Origin of the sequence: Litoreibacter sp. (assembly GCF_039974535.1) — a bacterium.
Classification (GTDB): domain Bacteria; phylum Pseudomonadota; class Alphaproteobacteria; order Rhodobacterales; family Rhodobacteraceae; genus Litoreibacter.
In genome coordinates, this window is the sequence record NZ_JBDWIU010000012.1 from 115,947 (window position 1) to 132,637 (window position 16,691).

18 protein-coding genes are annotated in these 16,691 nt (G+C 57.4%); 12 read left to right on the plus strand and 6 right to left on the minus strand.

All coding sequences use genetic code 11. From position 1 onward, the window contains the following. The first annotated feature begins 163 nt into the window (after positions 1-163). The 3 genes from ABJN86_RS13500 (at position 164) to ABJN86_RS13510 (ending at position 3,808) form a co-directional block, all read left to right on the plus strand. Complete coding sequence (locus ABJN86_RS13500) at positions 164-2,320, plus strand: malate synthase G (protein ID WP_348363577.1); 2,157 nt, start codon at positions 164-166, stop codon at positions 2,318-2,320. 151 nt (positions 2,321-2,471) lie between these two features. After that, positions 2,472-2,900, plus strand: a complete 429-nt coding sequence (locus tag ABJN86_RS13505; RefSeq protein WP_348363576.1) for a heme-binding protein — start codon at positions 2,472-2,474, stop codon at positions 2,898-2,900. A 131-nt stretch (positions 2,901-3,031) separates the two neighbouring features. Then, positions 3,032-3,808 carry a gamma-glutamyl-gamma-aminobutyrate hydrolase family protein gene (locus ABJN86_RS13510; protein WP_348363575.1) on the plus strand — a complete coding sequence of 259 codons (777 nt, stop codon included), beginning with the start codon at positions 3,032-3,034 and terminating at the stop codon, positions 3,806-3,808. Between the two features lie 3 nt (positions 3,809-3,811). Here ABJN86_RS13510 and ABJN86_RS13515 read toward each other — a convergent pair whose 3' ends face one another. Then, positions 3,812-4,102 (minus strand): SCP2 sterol-binding domain-containing protein, encoded by a 291-nt coding sequence (locus ABJN86_RS13515; protein ID WP_348363573.1) that lies wholly within the window; start codon positions 4,100-4,102, stop codon positions 3,812-3,814. Positions 4,103-4,336: 234 nt separating this feature from the next. Between ABJN86_RS13515 and ABJN86_RS13520 the strand changes: the two genes are divergently transcribed. The 4 genes from ABJN86_RS13520 (at position 4,337) to ABJN86_RS13535 (ending at position 7,144) form a co-directional block, all read left to right on the plus strand. Next, positions 4,337-4,495 (plus strand): hypothetical protein, encoded by a 159-nt coding sequence (locus tag ABJN86_RS13520; RefSeq protein WP_348363572.1) that lies wholly within the window; start codon positions 4,337-4,339, stop codon positions 4,493-4,495. Between the two features lie 167 nt (positions 4,496-4,662). Beyond that, on the plus strand, positions 4,663-5,334 hold the full coding sequence (locus tag ABJN86_RS13525; RefSeq protein ID WP_348363570.1) for a DUF6778 family protein: 672 nt from the start codon (positions 4,663-4,665) through the stop codon (positions 5,332-5,334). A gap of 56 nt (positions 5,335-5,390) precedes the next feature. Beyond that, on the plus strand, positions 5,391-6,602 hold the full coding sequence (locus tag ABJN86_RS13530; protein WP_348363568.1) for a class I SAM-dependent rRNA methyltransferase: 1,212 nt from the start codon (positions 5,391-5,393) through the stop codon (positions 6,600-6,602). Beyond that, on the plus strand, positions 6,602-7,144 hold the full coding sequence (locus ABJN86_RS13535; RefSeq protein ID WP_348363566.1) for a PIN domain-containing protein: 543 nt from the start codon (positions 6,602-6,604) through the stop codon (positions 7,142-7,144). The genes ABJN86_RS13530 and ABJN86_RS13535 overlap by 1 nt, the downstream gene beginning before the upstream one ends. Here the strand turns inward: ABJN86_RS13535 and ABJN86_RS13540 are convergent. Together ABJN86_RS13540 and ABJN86_RS13545 are read right to left on the minus strand one after the other, a co-directional pair. Further along, entirely contained in the window at positions 7,141-7,497 is a 357-nt protein-coding gene (locus tag ABJN86_RS13540; protein ID WP_348363564.1) for a GFA family protein, read from the minus strand. The two genes, ABJN86_RS13535 and ABJN86_RS13540, sit on opposite strands and share 4 nt — an antisense overlap. Positions 7,498-7,532: 35 nt before the next feature. Continuing rightward, positions 7,533-8,225, minus strand: coding sequence for a M48 family metallopeptidase (locus ABJN86_RS13545; protein WP_348363562.1), 693 nt, complete (start codon positions 8,223-8,225; stop codon positions 7,533-7,535). Between the two features lie 291 nt (positions 8,226-8,516). Between ABJN86_RS13545 and ABJN86_RS13550 the strand changes: the two genes are divergently transcribed. Next, positions 8,517-8,813: a hypothetical protein gene (locus tag ABJN86_RS13550; RefSeq protein WP_348363561.1), complete on the plus strand. Its 297-nt coding sequence runs from the start codon at positions 8,517-8,519 to the stop codon at positions 8,811-8,813. Between the two features lie 73 nt (positions 8,814-8,886). On the opposite strand, the gene ABJN86_RS13555 is transcribed toward ABJN86_RS13550, so the two are convergent. From ABJN86_RS13555 to ABJN86_RS13565, 3 genes are all read right to left on the minus strand, one after another. Then, positions 8,887-10,956: a capsular polysaccharide biosynthesis protein gene (locus tag ABJN86_RS13555; protein WP_348363559.1), complete on the minus strand. Its 2,070-nt coding sequence runs from the start codon at positions 10,954-10,956 to the stop codon at positions 8,887-8,889. Further along, positions 10,949-12,022, minus strand: a complete 1,074-nt coding sequence (locus ABJN86_RS13560) for a polysaccharide biosynthesis/export family protein (protein ID WP_348363787.1) — start codon at positions 12,020-12,022, stop codon at positions 10,949-10,951. Before ABJN86_RS13560 ends, ABJN86_RS13555 begins: the two co-directional genes overlap by 8 nt. Positions 12,023-12,238: 216 nt before the next feature. After that, entirely contained in the window at positions 12,239-13,528 is a 1,290-nt protein-coding gene (locus tag ABJN86_RS13565; RefSeq protein WP_348363558.1) for a capsular biosynthesis protein, read from the minus strand. Between the two features lie 193 nt (positions 13,529-13,721). Between ABJN86_RS13565 and ABJN86_RS13570 the strand changes: the two genes are divergently transcribed. From ABJN86_RS13570 to ribB, 4 genes are all read left to right on the plus strand, one after another. Continuing rightward, positions 13,722-14,321: a riboflavin synthase gene (locus tag ABJN86_RS13570; RefSeq protein ID WP_348363557.1), complete on the plus strand. Its 600-nt coding sequence runs from the start codon at positions 13,722-13,724 to the stop codon at positions 14,319-14,321. Beyond that, positions 14,309-14,827, plus strand: coding sequence for a GNAT family N-acetyltransferase (locus ABJN86_RS13575; RefSeq protein WP_348363555.1), 519 nt, complete (start codon positions 14,309-14,311; stop codon positions 14,825-14,827). The genes ABJN86_RS13570 and ABJN86_RS13575 overlap by 13 nt, the downstream gene beginning before the upstream one ends. 44 nt (positions 14,828-14,871) lie before the next feature. Then, the gene (locus ABJN86_RS13580; RefSeq protein ID WP_348363553.1) at positions 14,872-15,438 is read left to right on the plus strand and encodes a hypothetical protein; all 567 of its coding nucleotides are present in this window, start codon (positions 14,872-14,874) and stop codon (positions 15,436-15,438) included. A 160-nt stretch (positions 15,439-15,598) separates the two neighbouring features. Continuing rightward, positions 15,599-16,690, plus strand: coding sequence for a 3,4-dihydroxy-2-butanone-4-phosphate synthase (ribB, locus tag ABJN86_RS13585; protein ID WP_348363551.1), 1,092 nt, complete (start codon positions 15,599-15,601; stop codon positions 16,688-16,690). The last annotated feature ends 1 nt before the right edge of the window (position 16,691 follow it).

A 16,691-nucleotide genomic window follows, 5' to 3' on the forward strand; every position in this document is an offset into this window, starting at 1 on the left:
GAGAGGCCATGCCCACGTGCAAGCTCATAGCCGGGCGGTTTCTAGGCGGGAATGTCCCAATTGGTAATTATTTCTTACCAAGCTTGTTGCCTATAGGAAACTTTTTCCATAGATAGCAAGAAAGACCCAATTCCAAAAGCGGCCCAATGAGAGGGAAAACAAGATGAGCGGTAGTACAAACACGCGTGTAGAGAAGCATGGATTGCAAGTAGATAGCCTTCTGGTCAATTTTGTCGAGGGTCAGGCCCTGCCGGGCACAGGTGTGACGGCTGATGCGTTTTGGAAAGGGTTCTCAGACATAGCACATGGTTTGGGTCCTAAAAATAAGGCCCTGCTGGACAAGCGCGAAACGATTCAAGGCCAGATAGATGCATGGCACGCCGCGCGCCAAAATCAGGTACATGACCATGCTGCCTATAAGGCTTTTCTGACCGAGATCGGGTATTTGCTGCCGGAAGGTGATGACTTCGAAATTAATACAACGAATGTCGATCCCGAGATTGCTTCGGTCGCGGGGCCCCAACTGGTGGTACCGATCACCAACGCCCGCTATGCGCTGAACGCCGCCAACGCGCGGTGGGGCAGCCTCTATGATGGGTTCTACGGCACGGATGCCATGGGCACAGCCGCGCCGAAAGCTGGCTACGACAAGGGTCGCGGCGCACGGGTCGTGGCACGCGCGCGGGTTTTCTTGGACGAAGCCTTCCCGTTGAACGGGACCAGCCATGCTGACGCACGCCGCTATCATATCAGAGATGAAGCGTTGTTGGTGGATGATGCGCCGCTAACGGATCCGTCGAAATTTGTGGGCTATAGGGGGCATCCCAAAGCGCCAAGTGCTGTGCTGTTGCGCAACAACGGGCTGCATGTGGAGCTGGTATTTGACCGCACACACATCATCGGCAGCCATGACCAAGCAGGGCTGGCGGATGTGCGCATGGAAAGCGCGGTGTCGGCGATCATGGACTGCGAGGATTCCGTGGCCTGCGTAGATGCCGAAGACAAGGTTCAGGCCTATTCCAATTGGCTAGGCCTGATGCGCGGTGATTTGCAGCAGGTGATGGAGAAGGGCGGCAAAACCATTACCCGCAAGCTGTCCGATGACCTGAACTTCACAGCCCCCGACGGGGGCGACTTGGTCGTCAAAGGCCGCGCGCTGATGCTGGTGCGCAACGTGGGCCACCTGATGACCAACCCAGCGGTGCTGGACCGTGACGGCGGCGAGGTCTTTGAGGGGCTGATGGACGCGATAGTCACGACGTTGATCGCGATGCATGATTTGCAAAAGTCCGAAGGTCTGCGCAATTCTCACAATGGCTCTGTCTATGTGGTGAAGCCGAAGATGCATGGGCCGGAAGAGGTGGCCTTTGCAGATGAGATTTTCACCCACGTTGAGAAGGTGCTGGGCCTTCCCGCCAACACAGTTAAGCTGGGCATCATGGACGAGGAGCGCCGCACCACGGTGAACCTTAAGCAGTGCATCTTTGCCGCCAAATCCCGTGTGGCGTTTATTAACACAGGCTTTTTGGACCGCACGGGCGACGAGATACACACCTCGATGGAGGCGGGTCCGTTCTCGCGCAAGGATTTCATCAAACGCAAGGCTTGGATCGGCGGCTACGAGAACCGTAATGTGGACATCGGTTTGGAATGTGGCCTGTCAGGACGCGCACAGATCGGCAAGGGCATGTGGGCCATGCCCGACCTGATGGGTGCCATGCTGGAGCAAAAGCTGGAGCACCCGAAGTCCGGCGCGAACTGTGCGTGGGTGCCGTCCCCCACAGCTGCGACCCTGCACGCGCTGCATTACCACAAGGTTGATGTGTTCGCTGTGCAAGCCAAGCTGAAGGCGGGCGGGCGTCGTGCGCATGTTGAGACTATTTTGGACATCCCGCTGGCGACTTACCGGATGTGGTCCGAGGATCAGATCATGCGTGAGGTCGAGAATAATGCGCAAGGCATCCTTGGCTATGTGGTGCGCTGGATTGATCAGGGCGTGGGCTGCTCCAAAGTGCCTGACATGAACAACGTGGGTCTGATGGAAGACCGCGCAACCTGCCGGATTTCCTCGCAAGCTTTGGCGAACTGGCTGCACCACGGCGTGGTGTCGCAAGAGGCGGTCATGGGCGCTATGCGCAAAATGGCGGCTGTTGTGGATGCGCAAAATGAGGGGGATGCGAGCTATACTCCAATGGCGCCAAATTTTGACGGAATTGCTTTCCAAGCGTGCTGCGACTTGGTGTTCAAGGGGCGCGTACAGCCCTCTGGCTACACGGAACCGGTATTGCATGCGCGTCGTTTGGAGCTGAAAGCGAGTTGACTTCGCCACGTCTTACGTGAGGTGAATGGTCGGGGGGCTGCCCCTTTCTACCCCTTGATAAGTCGTGGGGCTCTGCCCCACACCCCGAGGTATTTTTGAAGCAATGATGTCAAAGTTAAAGTGCCATCGTTGAAATAAGAGGAGGCTACATATGCCAGGAGTTTCATTGAACAAGGCGCGCACAATTGTGCGCAAAGCGATCGCCAAAGGCCAAGAGTTAGAGCTTAAACCACTATCGGTTGTTGTGCTTGATGCTGGTGGGCATGTGCAAGCGTTTGAGCGTGAGGATGGCGCGGCTCCGGGGCGGTTCGAAATTGCACGCGGCAAGGCCTACGGCACGGTGATGCTTGGGATGGCCGGTACGGCGCAATTGGCGCGAGCTGAGCAGCAACCTCATTTCATCAATGCAGTAAATGGTGTCTACGGTGGGGCGGTTATCCCTGTGCCTGGGGGTGTTTTGATCCGTGACAAGAAGGGCGTGGTTATCGGGGCCGTGGGTGTCACTGGCGATACATCGGACAACGACGCTATCGCGGCTATGGCGGGGATTGATGCAGCGGGTTTGACAGGAGAGATCTAGGCCGCAGCCCAAAGAATTGCCTAGTTTTTACTCAGCTCGCCTGCGCGCAGAACCTCTGTGCGCGGGCACATCTATACCTGCGCTAGGACTTGGGCTACAAAACCATAGACTTAAAACGGAGTTTATGAGTTATGGCGCGTCCGGTTGTTGGGATCATTGGCAATGCACATTTGGTGAATGATGAATATCCTGCTCATATGGCAGGGGCCATGAACTGTCAGGCGATTGCGGAAGTGTCGGGTGCTGTGCCGATGATTGTGCCGTCTTGCCCCTCGCTTATCGATATCGACGATTTAATGTCTGTATGTGATGGATTCCTATTTACCGGTGGCCGACCCAATGTTCATCCTGAAGAGTACGGTGAGGATGAGACCGAAGCGCATGGCGCGTTTGACCGATCGCGCGACCGTGTGGCATTGCCGTTGATCCGTGCATGCGTTGAGCGGGGGCAGCCGGTTTTTGGTGTGTGCCGAGGCTTTCAAGAGGTCAACGTCGCCATGGGCGGGACGCTATATCCGGAAATTCGCGACCTTCCTGGCCGGATGAACCACCGCATGCCACCCGACGGGACGATTGAGGAAAAATTCGAGTTGCGCCACACGGTGAGCTTTACCGACGGCGGCCCGTTTCATCAATTGATGGGCGCGCGGGAAGTTATGACCAATACGCTGCATGGCCAAGGGATCAAGGCAGCAGGGGAGCGCGTGGTGATTGATGGCGTGGCACCCGATGGCACGCCCGAGGCGATCTACATTAAAGACGCCCCTGGATTTTGTCTGTCTGTACAATGGCACCCAGAATACCGCGCCGCGCATGATCCTGTGTCGCGTCCGCTGTTTGGGGCCTTCGGCGAGGCCGCGAAAGCATGGTCCGAGGGCGAGCGCCCGCAGATTTTAAAGTCGGCTTAAAGTTTAAGCGGTTAAAACCTCACTGACCTTCAACGCACGCATCTGATTGCCGTCTACCTTAAGCTTGCCTGTCATCACCGCGGTGATTGGGTTTTGCGCTCCGTCGAGAATGGCGCGAAATAAAGCCTCGTTGGCAATAAGGGTGACGTCGGCGTCTTCGTCAGATTGTATCGCGCCCTCTTCAGATAGAATGATTGAGCCAAGATCCTTAACGACCAGCTTGGCGGTCCCCTTGATCGCGCCCATGGCTTTGCCGTGAAGAATGGTGGTCAGATCGTCTAGTTGGCTGGTCATTTTGTGCTCCGAGAAATGAGGATGACGTCTTTAAGGAGGTTAGCTGAATTTGTCGCAATATCGACGTTGCGTCATTTGGTGAGCGTTGTCGAAGTTGTAGAATAACCTAAGGGCAAGGGGTTGCGGCGTAGCTATGCGTTTTTTGCATGGCGGAAATACGGGCATTAGGGGATGTCGCGCTGGTTGGGCTGACCTATGTTTAACTCAACAACGCAAACACGAAAGAGTGCCGATATGAACATCGATAACCAAAACACTGTCGACCTTGACGCCATTGAACGCCAAGCACGCCAATTGCGCGCAGAATACACTGTTGGCCTGTTCGCAGCTGCTCGCGTGTGGATCGTATCCAAGTTCACGACACCAGCTTTGAACGCTTCTAAAGCTGCCTAAGACTACCTTCACAGGCGGCACTAGCTGCCTACGATACATAAAGAAATCCCAGTTTCGTCATTAAAGCGAACTGGGATTTTCTCATTTCTGCCCCAATTGTTGATCAAGTTTAACCAAGCTTACGCAACACATGCGCGAATGAATGACCGCGCCGAAAGGGTTGAGAAATGAATTTGATCAAGACCATCGCAGCATTGACCGTTGCCGCAGGCCTTAGCGCTTGTGCGTCCAGCGGCTCAAGTATTGAAACGGCTACACGAAACGCAACTGACACCGGTCAAGTTGTAGCGGCCGAGCTAAACGCATTGAGCGCGGGTTGGAGCTTGGCTGATGTGCGCGTTCGGGTGCCCGGTGACTTGAAGTCCTCGGAGGCCAACCGATATTACCCGATTGCTGACATTGTGTGGCGCGAGGATCCATTTGGTAACCGCCATGAACAGGTTGCCAAGATCATCGACGATGGCATAACCCTTGGCCTGTCCCATTTGCGCGGTGATCGCCCAGTTTACTTCGACATCACAGTGAGCCGCTTCCATTCGTTGACCGAAAAAGCACGTTATTCGGTCGGTGGCGTGCACAATATCATCTACACATTGACTGTGGTCGACGCCGCAACCGGCTTGGCGCTTCACGGACCGATAAAAGTAGAAGCAGCTTTGAAAGCCTATGGCGGCGACCTTGCCTTCGCAGCGGAACGCCGTGGCGAGACGCAAAAGGTACGCATTCAAAGCCATCTGGCCAGCCTTATGCGCAAATCCTTCAACGGCGGGCAGGAACTGCGCGTGGTCGCAAAGGCGGATATTACGCCTCCGGACGCTTATACAGGCATCACTCGCTAAGGTTTTGCCGAACACACGGGCTTTCGCCCACTGAAAATACCTATTAAGGGAGGGATATGACATCCCTCCCTTTTTCCGCCTCGCCCTATCCTGTAATCCGCCTGAAGCCTAAGGCCAACGCCCTGACCATCCGTGGCGGCGCCCCTTGGGTCTACTCAGACGAGCTGGTCACCGACCGCCGCGCCCGCCGCCTTGAGCCTGGGTCGCTGGCCGTGTTGGAGGATAGCGACCGCGAGCCAATCGCCGTGGTCACCATCAATAATGAATCCAAGATCATCTGCCGCGTCATGGACCGCGATCCTGCCGCCGTGCTGGATCAGGATTGGCTGCTGGCACGTGTGCGCCGCGCTTTGACCTTGCGAGAGCATCTGTATGACGCACCGTTCTACCGGTTGATCCACGCGGAGGCTGATGGCCTTCCTGGTGTGATCGTGGACCGCTTCGGCGACGTCCTGGTGATGCAGCCCAACGCCGCATGGGCTGAGACCGCATGCGAAGGCTTAGCCGCCGCTTTGGTCGAGGTCACAGGCGCCACCACTGTTTACAAAAACGCGGCAGGTCGGGCGCGCGGGTTGGAAGGGCTGGATGATGTGTCCTCCTTCTTGATCGGCGAGCATGACGGCCTGATCGAAGTGCCGATGAACGGTGCTACATATATGGCGGACGTTGTGGGCGGGCAGAAAACCGGCCTGTTCTTTGACCAACGCGACAACCATGCGTGGGCTGCGAAGCTGCACAAAGGCGGGCGCGTCTTGGATGTGTTCTCGCATGTGGGCGGCTTTGGCTTGGCCTCTTTGGCAGCTGGTGCCGAAAGCGCCTTGGCCGTTGATGGCTCCGAGGCGGCGCTGGCCTTGGCCGAGAAGGGGGCAGAGGCCTCCGGCGTGGCCGACAAGTTCTCCACCCGCAAGGGCGACGCCTTCAAGGTGATGGAAGCCCTGCAAAGTGAGGGAGAGCAGTTTGACGTGGTCGTGGCCGACCCGCCAGCCTTCGCACCTAACAAACAGGCGCTGTCCAACGGGCTGACTGCCTATAGCCGTGTCGGCTCAATGGCGGCCAAGCTGGTGAAGCCGGGCGGTTACTTAGTGCTGTGCTCGTGTTCTCACGCGGCTGATTTGACCAAATTTCGCCAAGCCAGCTTGCGCGGTGTTGGCCGAGCTGGGCGTCAGGCCCAGATTGTGCACACGGGCTCCGCTGGGGCCGATCACCCGCTGCACCCTGCGCTGGCTGAAAGCGGATACCTCAAGGCCATCGTTCTGCGGCTCGACTAATGCGGGCGTTGCTTGATGCCTGCGTGATCTACCCCACCGTGCTTCGTGAAGTGCTGGTGGGCTGCGCGCGGCTGGGCTTGTATGATGCTTTGTGGTCCGAACGCATCTTAGAGGAATGGGCGCGGGCCACGGTCAAGCTGGGGCCAGAGGCCGAAGTGCAAGCACGCGGCGAGGTGGCGGTGCTCAAGTCGCAGTTCCCCAAGGCCTGTATCCAACCCCGCGCAGGCGACATGGCGCGGCTCCACTTGCCTGACGAGAACGACATTCACGTGCTGGCCTCGGCCATTGCCGGATCGGCTGACGTGCTGGTCACGATGAACGCCAAGGACTTCCCGCGCCAAACCTTGGCCTTTGAGGGGGTCAAACGCCTCAGCCCTGACGAGTTTTTGATGGACCTGTGGATGGACACCCCGCAAGCGGTCGAGCAGGTCGTGCGCGATGTGCACAAAGTGGCCTGCGAGATGTCGGGCGAGGCGTTGGGCCTACGTTCTTTGATGAAACGCGCGCGCTTGCCACGTTTGGGCAAGGCAATCGACGTCTAATCCGCCACCGACATGGCCGCACCGTTCGCAGGTATCGTAGGCACGGACGCGGGGTCAAACCCGTCCAAGCATTGCGCATTCACCCCGAAGTAATCCGGCTCCGAGCGTTTTTGGTGGAAGGTGTAGATGCCGCAGGTCTTGCAAAAGTAGTGTTTCGCGATCTTCAGGTTCCATTGGTACAGGCTGACCGTGTCCCAATCCGCCGTCATTTTGAACGCGTCCTTATGGACCCGCGCCATCTGCGCGTTCTTCTTGCGGCATAGGCTGCAATTGCAAGTGGTCAACTGCTCAATGTCGCCGCTGACTTCAAAGGTGACTGCGCCGCAATGGCATGATCCGGTATATGTTGGCATGAAGGGCCCTCCTCAAAGGGCAGCCTAGCTTCGTGTCAATCCAGGGTCACGCCCCATTTGGCCTCGCGGGCTTCAATGGCTTCAATGCGCTCAGTGGTTTTGGGGTGGCTCAATAGCCAAGCAGGGGTGCCAGCCCCAAGACTGCCCGTAAGCGTGTCGAGCTTTTTGAACAGTGATTTTTGCGGCTCCGTGCCGATGCCAGCTTTCGTCAACAGAGCCGAGGCATAGGCATCCGCTTCATATTCATCGCTGCGTGACAGGCGTGCGGCCAGCATGGTGGTCAGCATATTGGCGATCCAGACGCCAACACCGGGGATGATGCGCCCCAAAACCGTGGCAAGGGCCACGCGAATGGCATTCTGGCCAGAGAAGTCGATCATTCGGCGGCGCGAGTGCCCAAGGGCGACATGCCCTAACTCATGCGCAATCACCGATGCCAATTCGGCAGCCGTGACCTCGCCTTCCTTATACTTGTTGAAAAAACCACGAGTAATGAAAATGCGGCCATCGGGGGCGGCCAACCCGTTGATTGGTTCTATTTCAAAGATATGGACCTTGATCTTGGGAAGGTCCAACGCGCTGGCCATGTCGTGATTAAGGCCGTCCAGCTCAGGATCTTTCAGCAGCGTGGATTGCTCGTCCAAGGTCTTCGCGGTTTTCCATGCAGAGAACTTATAGGAAACCAATGCATAGAGGATGGCGAGCAGGATGGGGGCGAGTTTTAGCATATCTATAGATATGGGGGCGGAACCCGCTGCGAGCAAGCACTAACGAGAATCGCCCGAATTCGCTGGTATTTCAATGGTCTCACAATTCGTGAGTGGGTTCTCACGCGGGCGTTATGGGGTGCGCGAGTCCGCGGTCATGGATGTGCATTTATGCACCAATATTGATATTTGTTACCGTTAACATGCGTTGAAGCGCTGAATGGAAGGCGTCATATTGGTTTCATCAAACGGCAACACGCCGACACACACATCGGGCAAGAGCCTGAAAATAAACAAGAGTGAGTACATAAAATGAAAACTGTAATCGCAACAATCATCGCCCTGTCCGTAACTGCTCCTGCTTTTGCTCAAGTAACCGACGCTGCCTCCTACTTCGCATTGGACAACAACTCCGCCGCCGAACGTTTTGTTGGTAACACCTCGCGAGGTGACGTGTTCAGGTCGCAACAAGCCGGCGCATTGGCCAACGGGTCCGCTGCGGAAAACCAAATCCAGTTCACCGCTCGCCCTGCCACTCGTGCAAACGTCGACCTGCTGTCCTTCTTTGCACTGGGTAACGACTCCGCTGCTGAGCGCATCGTTAGATAATCCCCCCAAGATCGGTCACTCCCCGGACCTGATCTATCTAAGGCCTCCTCGAGTTCCCCGAGGGGGCCTTTTTTTATCGCCAAAGATGGGCGTATCCAGCGACAGCGCCTTGGGCCTTGGCCAGTAAGCGGTTTCGCAAGCTGGCTGGGGGAACCGTGCCTTTTGCCAGCCGCTCTACGACGATCTCAACGGGGCAGGCTTGCCGTGTCACAGGGTCGTAGTAGCGGGGGTAGTCAATCAATACAGCATGAACCAAACCGTCCAAGGTGGCGTCAGGTCCGCGTCGGGCAGGTACAGGTCCGCGATCATCCGTTAGGCCCCAACCCGCATAGAACGGAGCGCCATAGCAAGTGACTTTAACGTCGCGCATCAAAGCTTCAAATCCTAGCAGGGATGTCATGGTGCAAACGCGATCCGCCGTGGCGATCAACGCCATAGCGTCCGCAGTATGAGCGATGAAATCCGCGTTGTCGGCGGAGGTGTCGCCTGTTCTCAGGCCAGCTTCCACATCCGGATGGGGTTTGTAGATGATGAAGGCGTCCGCAAAGTCGCGGCGCACCGCGTTCACTAAGGCTTCATTGGTCGATACGTCCTTGGTCCCCAGTTTTATTGAGGCGTCGTCCTCCACTTGCCCGGGGACAAGTATGACTTCGCGCCCGTCGGTGGGCAGCTCAAAGGTATCCCCACCGAGGTTGTACTTGCTGAGCCCCAGTTTCACGATGCTGGCTCTAAGGCGCTGGGCACGGTGCAATGCGGCTGGGGGCAGGGTTCCGCTCTCGGTAATGAGGGCTTCTAGGGCGCTTGGGCGGGTTGGGTCGTAGTAGATCCCTTTGTCGTCGGTGACCAAAGACAGCGGTGCGACCAAATCCGCGCCCAGCCCACGGGAGCGGATAAACCCGTCCTCGACGCGCAGCATTTTGGTTTTCAACGTCTGCGCCCTAAGTGCAAAACCTTCGGGTTCTTTATTCGCCCAAACGAGCAATGACCCACCGCGTGCAGCCTTCAAAGCAGCTTCCGCATCTGCGATAAATCGCACTTGGCCGGATTTGGCAGGGGGCTTTGGACCGAAAATTTCTTGCAATGGGGCGCGCTTCCATAGGCGCATCCCATGGGCGACATGGCCGCCTTTGTCTTGGCGATGGGCGCGGGTCATGGCCTCCAACGTGTCGATGACTTGCTCAACCTCGCACAAGGTATCGCGATAAGGGTCGTACCATTTACAGTAACGCAGCATCACACCAGTAAACAGTTGTGGTCGTGTCAGTTTGCGTTGCCGCCGATCAACCGGCTGCCGGTCGTCCGATAGACCCCATCCGGCGTAGAAGGGCTGGCCAAACACCACGGGGCAATGGCCCGCTAATATGGCTTCAAACCCCATGCCAGAACTTACGGTGTAGACCGCAATTGCCCCGTCCATGAGCGCATAAGGGCTGGCTTTCTCGTCGTAGAGCGAAACCCGTCCAACGGCGTCGCTTGTGCTGAAATGGCCGTCACGGTGACCTGCGGTGGTTTCCGGGTGGGTCTTTATGACAATGCGCGCATTGGGGTGCTCTTCTTGCGCATAGGTCAACATTTCGCGGAAATGATCCGCCGTGGCGCGGCCGTGTTTGATCGAGGCATCGCCTCGGGTTTGATCGACGACAAGGACATATCCGGGACTGGGGATCGTGGCCGACGCGTCAAAATCGTTGTATTTTGAAAGGTTTAGGGTCTTGATGCGCGCGATGGCTTCGCGTGCGCGGGTCAACTCATGCGCGTCATCGAATGCTTCACTTGATAGAAGGTCTTCTAGATCCGATGGGCCCGCGCAGTCAAAATAAGGTCGCTTGTGATCAACGCTCAGGCCCAATGGAAGATCGCCATCGCGCCCGGGATAAATCGAGCGCAGGAAGGCGTCCTCTACATGGACAAGCTTCGCATCGGTGACATCCGCAACCTTTTCGCCGCGCCCAGAGGTGGGGCTTTTGCCCCAAACTGCAATTAGGTCCTCTGAGGATGGTTTTCCAAGGGTCAGATCATAGCCACATAGATCAAGAATGCGGCGCACGCGGGTTTGGGTGAAGAAACCCCCGTTAAAATAGAAAAGCCGCGGGCGAGGGGAGGACCCGCCCACGGCTTCATCAAAGCTCGGTAGATTAGCCACCGATGCTCGACAAGGCGTTGACGGACGTCAAAGAGCCAGTCAGCGCCGAGATTGTTTTGTTCCATGTCACGAATGGTGCTTCGGTCACGTAGACGGTATCGCCGTCGCGGATTACGAAGTCGCGGGCCTCAAACATGCCGGTGGGCTGTGTCAGGTCCAAGACATAGGCAAAGCGTTGTGATCCTTGAAGGTCGCTACGCCCCAAAACGGAGTTGGCGATCTCGCTCGGTTCATTGCGAAACACGAAGACCCCGGTTGGGTCCGCTAGGTTGGAGTTCAACCCGCCAACTTGCGCGATTGCTTCAATCGCGGACAGAGTTTGGGACACGAACTCAACACGGTTCTGCGCGCCAGTTGCCCCCAGAACGGTAAAGGAACGGCTGTCTTCTTCGACGAGAATGCGGTCGTTGGGACGCAGAGCGATGTCAAACTTTGGATTGGAGTATAGATCTTCAAACCAAATCTTGGAGCGTTGCTGACCCCGAATAACCGTGATCTGGGCCACTTCCGGTTCAATGGAGATGCCGCCAGCACGCGCAATCATAGATGACAACGTGCGGGTGGGGCGCTCAATCGCGAACAGCCCTTGTTGGCCTACACCACCAACCAATGACACTGTCGCACCATCGCCAGCCACACGGCGCACGAGGACTTGCGGGTCAGGGGTTTGGGTGTCCAGTTTGCCGGTAATAACGCGGCGCAGCGCCTCTGGCGTGTTGCCAGAAGCTTTGATGCGGCCAGCGTAGGGCACAAAGATAAAGCCAGCGCCGTCAACTTGGACTTCGCTCAGATCAGTTGCGCTTGCGCCTTCAGGGGCCAGAAGGCCGTCATCGACGTTCTCCCAGATTGACAGGCCAAGTGTGTCGCCTGGACGGATAATATCCGAGCCAACAACACCTGAATTCAGAAAGCTATCGCTGAAGCCCAATACGGGCTGCACAGCGGTCGCGAGCGTCACGCGGCTGTTCACAGACACAATGAATGCATCGCCTTCTTTTTGGACAGAGCCCGCGAAGATTTGGCGTTTTCCGGGACCGGACTTCGGCAACCCGCAAGACGCGGCCATTACGGCCACTAGTGTAAAGGCCACGAATTTCGTAGCTCTGGGACCCAATTTTTTCACTGGTGTCCTCCTCGATTATGAGACTGCCTCAAGTTTTTCTTTTAACCCTATCGAAAGACAAAAGAATTGCTAGCCCTGTCGTCTTGGCCCACGCATAAGTGTTGCCAGTGCGTCGCAGTGGCAAGTTCCCGCTAGGGTCTTTCGGGTGTGATTGCAGCTCTACTTCACCACGTGCAGCTGTTGGCGCGGTGCCGCCGTTCCGGCCACCAAAGCGTCGTAAGGATCTTCGCGTACCAGCATCATGTCGACCACTTGGCGCAACAATTGGCGACGCCCGCGGGCAGAGTAAAACCCGCCCGGAATTTGCGAGGTCTCCAGCAGGTAATGACGGTAATCGCGGTAGGCACGGCTGTCAGGGCGTGTCGGGTTCGTGAAGAAATCCGGTAGGCTCTGGGTCGAGACGAACTCAGGCTTGTTGTAAACCGCCTCGCCAAAGACCTTCAGCGGCAATCCACGCCACAGCACCTGTTGTGCCGCGGTGGAATTTACAGTCACCGCCGAGCGGGCCGTGTTCATCAAGCCCGCCAGTTTGCCCCCGCGGACATAATGGACGCGGTGCTCAACGCCCAGCTTTTTGGCGATGCGTTTGATTTCATGGCGCAGTGGCACGCGGCCATCTTCAAGCGGATGCGCCTTGAGTACCAAATGGTGATGCGCAGGCGCCCCCTTGGCGAAACCTTCTATGGTTAGCTCAAGGAAGTCGGTCATTGTGTCGAAGGGCGAATGCATTTGAAAGCTGGAGTCGTGCTCCAACTGCAAAAGCGCCAGATGATAGGGAAAACCCCCATGCTTGATGCGAAGGGTCGCCAGCCGGCGCTGCAAGGCGGTGAACGGCATCGTCAGCAAGCGCTTAAGGTAGAGCTGAAACTCCTTGGTCACGCTCAGGGAGCGATGCGGGCGGAAGTTGCGGTACTTCCAATTCCGCAAGAACACGAAGTAGTGGTACACCATGCCGTAGAACACGTGTTGGCGCATGTCCCCCCAGCGGGCGGGAGCATCGGGCAGGTCCAGATCGAGACCTTCTAGCGCCTCGCGCATATCGCCCACGGACATATCCATCAGGCGCGAATGTCCATTGGCGCCACCACGCTCGTAGCTAACCCAATAGGGGCGCAGGTAGCCTTCTTCAAACACATGAATGCGCAGGCCCAACGCACGGGCGCGCTCAATGGCCTTGGCGTGGATAGGGCGTGTGTCGCCATATAGCACCAAGTCGGTGACGGATTTGGCTTCCACGATCTGGACGAATTCATCCTCCCAGTCGTCGTGGCTGCCCAAATAGGGGATGTAGCTGTCGTTGGAGAACCAGAAGGCGTCATCGCCCTTGTTGAAGCCCACGCGCCAAATATCCGCACCCGCCGCTTTCAGCATTTTGCCAAGACGGTAGAAGAAAGGCCCATGCGGTCCTTGCAGAAACAGGAATGTTTTGTCCTTGCCGGACAGGGTCATAGCATAGCCTTCACGTGGTTCACCAATTACTCATACAAGCTGGGCCCAAATTGCCCACCCCATGCGTCCTAGGTAAGGCCCGAATTCGACGTAACTGTGGCAAGGTGGGATCGAAACCTTATGGACGCGGGAACCTTGCAGCCGTTGCCCTGTCGCGTTAATCCCAAGTTAAGTAGCAAAAGGGACTGCAGCAATGTTTACAGGCATCATCACGGACGTTGGGCGGGTGACCCGGCTCACTCAGGAGGGCGACCTGCGCGCTCGTATCTCTTGCGCCTATGATCCGGTGGGCATCGACATTGGGGCCTCCATTGCCTGCAACGGCTGCTGCCTTACCGTGATCGAGCGCGGCACGGATGACACCCCGTGGTTCGACGTCCAGATTTCGGCGGAAAGTGTATCAAAAACCAACATCAGCGGCTGGGCTGAGGGGACGCGCCTCAACTTAGAACGCGCATTGAAGCTTGGGGATGAGTTGGGCGGCCACATCGTGTCAGGACATGTCGACGGTGTCGCTCAAGTGGTTGAGATGACGACCGAGGGCGACAGCACCCGCGTGATCTTCGAGGCCCCGGATGATTTGGCGAAGTTTGTGGCCCCTAAAGGCTCCGTGGCCCTTAATGGCACCTCCCTTACGGTAAACGAGGTGGACGGCGTGCGCTTCGGCGTGAACTTTATCCCGCACACGAAAGTCGCGACCAACTGGGGCGATGTGACGGTCGGTGATCGCATTAACCTCGAGATCGACACGCTGGCCCGCTATGTGGCGCGGCTGCAAGAATGGGGCAATTGATAACGTCAAAGCTGCGGGCGGCCACGCCTGCGGATGCCTCCAGCCTCGCCGCCTTGGCGATTGAGGTGTGGTTTGGCACTTACATCCGCCAAGGCATCAACGCGCATTTCGCCGATTTTGCCTTGGCGCAATTCACCCCTGACCGGTTTCAAGGCTGGATCGATGACGAGGACCACGTCCTCATCGTGTCGCAAAATCATGACGGTATCGACGGGTTCATTCACCTCGATCAGGGCAGCCTTGATCCGGTGGGCGGTACTGTTTTGGGCGAGGTGGTGTCGCTCTACATCCAGCCGCGTCATCAGGGCAGGGGGCTTGGGACGGCATTGCTACACGCGGGTTCGCGAGGCCGTGATGCACCTATATGGCTGGCGGTAAACTGCGAAAACACCAAGGCCGGTGATTTCTACGCCGCCCAAGGTTTCACCAAATTAGGCGAAATCGGCTTTAAAATCGGGAGCGAAAGCTACCCCAACGATATTTTGGTCTCTCCGGCTTTTGTGTGACGCATCTTTTAGGCTAGTCTGATTGCATCAAGGGAGGATGCGCCATGACGCTTGCAAAGATCGGTCATAACAACGGCCCCACGATGGAGGCAGGTTTCGCCTTTCGCAAACACGCTTGGACCAAGGCACGTGCGCAACTCATTCCCAACCTTCCAATCGAGATTTTGCGCGCCCGCGTCAAACGGGCTCAAGCCCTAGGTCTGCCCTATAAGACCTACGCGTCCGTGCGGGCCTCTACGGGGCGCGATGTGGTGGGGTTTCTCTTCTCAAACAATGCTTTGCGCATGATGCGCGACGCAGAAAAAAGCCCGCGCGCTGCGGCTTTAATCCCCATCAAGGCGGAGCATGCAGCGCTCATCCACGCGCCCATGTCGGTGGAGCAGGCCGAGGCCACTTTGCAAGCCCAAGGCCTGCACATGCCCACAGATCGCGCCCCGCATTTCGCGCAAAGCTGGTCCGAAATCCGCCGTGCGGTGCAGTCCCCGTTGCACAAGCAAAGGCTGCCGCTCGACGGCGTGCTGGTCATCGGCGACACGAGCTTTGAGCGAGACTGGTCCGTCGCCGGTAAGCTGGCAGGTTTCATCCCATCCGAGCGCTACTTCTCCACCTAGACCAACACTGCTCGAAAATGCGCAACCTTCCTGCCATCACCGCTTCAAAAATACCTAAACTCAAACGCTTCAACATGGCGGAGCACAGCGGCATTTGGCACGAACCCTTCCCAAGCAGCTTCAAACCCTCTAATTGGCAAAGCATCAAAGGATGCTGCCCATGACTGACTATTCAGACGCCATTTCTCCGATCTCGGAAATCCTCGACGACGCTCGCAACGGGCGGATGTTTATCCTTGTCGATCACGAGGACCGCGAGAACGAGGGCGACTTGGTGATCCCCGCGCAAATGGCCACGCCAGAGGCGGTGAATTTCATGGCCAAACATGGTCGTGGGTTGATCTGCCTGACCCTAACGTCAGAGCGTATCGATGCGCTGGGTTTGCCCCTCATGGCATCCTACAACTCGTCACGCCACGAGACGGCGTTCACCATTTCCATCGAGGCGCGCGAAGGTGTCACCACGGGTATCTCGGCGCATGACCGCGCCCGCACGGTGGCGGTGGCTATTGATGCGGGTAAAACCGCCGCTGACATCGCAACTCCGGGCCATGTGTTTCCATTGCGCGCCCGCGATGGTGGCGTGCTGGTGCGTGCGGGCCATACCGAGGCCGCCGTGGACGTGTCGCGCTTGGCGGGGCTGAACCCATCTGGCGTGATCTGCGAGATCATGAATGAGGACGGTACCATGTCGCGCCTGCCTGATCTGGTGGCCTTCGCTGAGCAACATAACCTCAAAATTGGCACGATCTCGGACCTGATCGCCTACCGCCGTCGCCACGACAATCTGGTCAAGGAAAGCGCGCAGCAACAGGTGAGCTCTGAGTTCGGCGGCGACTGGACGATGCGGGTCTTCACCGACGAGACCATGGGCGCTGAACATATCGCCCTGACCAAAGGGGATCTAAGCACTGATGCCCCCGTGTTGGTGCGCATGCATGCTCTGAACCCCGTCGAGGATGTGTTGGGTCTTGGTCCAAGCCCCGCGTCCGAGATGGCGCAAGCCATGAAGGCCATCGCCAATGAGGGGCGCGGGGTTGTGGTTCTGCTGCGCGACACCCAAATGAAGATCGACGCTGAGGGCGGGCAATCCCCGCAAACTCTGCGCCAATACGGGTTGGGGGCGCAAATCCTCGCAGCCCTCGGTCTGTCGCAGATGGAGCTGTTGACCAATTCGCCGTCGCCCAAGGTCGTGGGCCTAGATGCATACGGGCTGTCCATCGTCGGCACCCGCCCAATTACAGGAGCCTGAT

Coding starts and splice junctions, on each gene's coding strand:
- ABJN86_RS13575 (WP_348363555.1), top strand. CDS start 14,309: ATGGGGCAATTGATAACGTCAAAGCTGCGGGCGGCCACGCCTGCGGAT.
- ABJN86_RS13565 (WP_348363558.1), bottom strand. CDS start 13,528: ATGACCCTGTCCGGCAAGGACAAAACATTCCTGTTTCTGCAAGGACCG.
- ABJN86_RS13570 (WP_348363557.1), top strand. CDS start 13,722: ATGTTTACAGGCATCATCACGGACGTTGGGCGGGTGACCCGGCTCACT.
- ABJN86_RS13530 (WP_348363568.1), top strand. CDS start 5,391: ATGACATCCCTCCCTTTTTCCGCCTCGCCCTATCCTGTAATCCGCCTG.
- ABJN86_RS13550 (WP_348363561.1), top strand. CDS start 8,517: ATGAAAACTGTAATCGCAACAATCATCGCCCTGTCCGTAACTGCTCCT.
- ABJN86_RS13510 (WP_348363575.1), top strand. CDS start 3,032: ATGGCGCGTCCGGTTGTTGGGATCATTGGCAATGCACATTTGGTGAAT.
- ABJN86_RS13540 (WP_348363564.1), bottom strand. CDS start 7,497: ATGCCAACATATACCGGATCATGCCATTGCGGCGCAGTCACCTTTGAA.
- ABJN86_RS13520 (WP_348363572.1), top strand. CDS start 4,337: ATGAACATCGATAACCAAAACACTGTCGACCTTGACGCCATTGAACGC.
- ABJN86_RS13505 (WP_348363576.1), top strand. CDS start 2,472: ATGCCAGGAGTTTCATTGAACAAGGCGCGCACAATTGTGCGCAAAGCG.
- ABJN86_RS13525 (WP_348363570.1), top strand. CDS start 4,663: ATGAATTTGATCAAGACCATCGCAGCATTGACCGTTGCCGCAGGCCTT.
- ribB (WP_348363551.1), top strand. CDS start 15,599: ATGACTGACTATTCAGACGCCATTTCTCCGATCTCGGAAATCCTCGAC.
- ABJN86_RS13500 (WP_348363577.1), top strand. CDS start 164: ATGAGCGGTAGTACAAACACGCGTGTAGAGAAGCATGGATTGCAAGTA.
- ABJN86_RS13515 (WP_348363573.1), bottom strand. CDS start 4,102: ATGACCAGCCAACTAGACGATCTGACCACCATTCTTCACGGCAAAGCC.
- ABJN86_RS13580 (WP_348363553.1), top strand. CDS start 14,872: ATGACGCTTGCAAAGATCGGTCATAACAACGGCCCCACGATGGAGGCA.
- ABJN86_RS13560 (WP_348363787.1), bottom strand. CDS start 12,022: ATGGCCGCGTCTTGCGGGTTGCCGAAGTCCGGTCCCGGAAAACGCCAA.
- ABJN86_RS13535 (WP_348363566.1), top strand. CDS start 6,602: ATGCGGGCGTTGCTTGATGCCTGCGTGATCTACCCCACCGTGCTTCGT.
- ABJN86_RS13545 (WP_348363562.1), bottom strand. CDS start 8,225: ATGCTAAAACTCGCCCCCATCCTGCTCGCCATCCTCTATGCATTGGTT.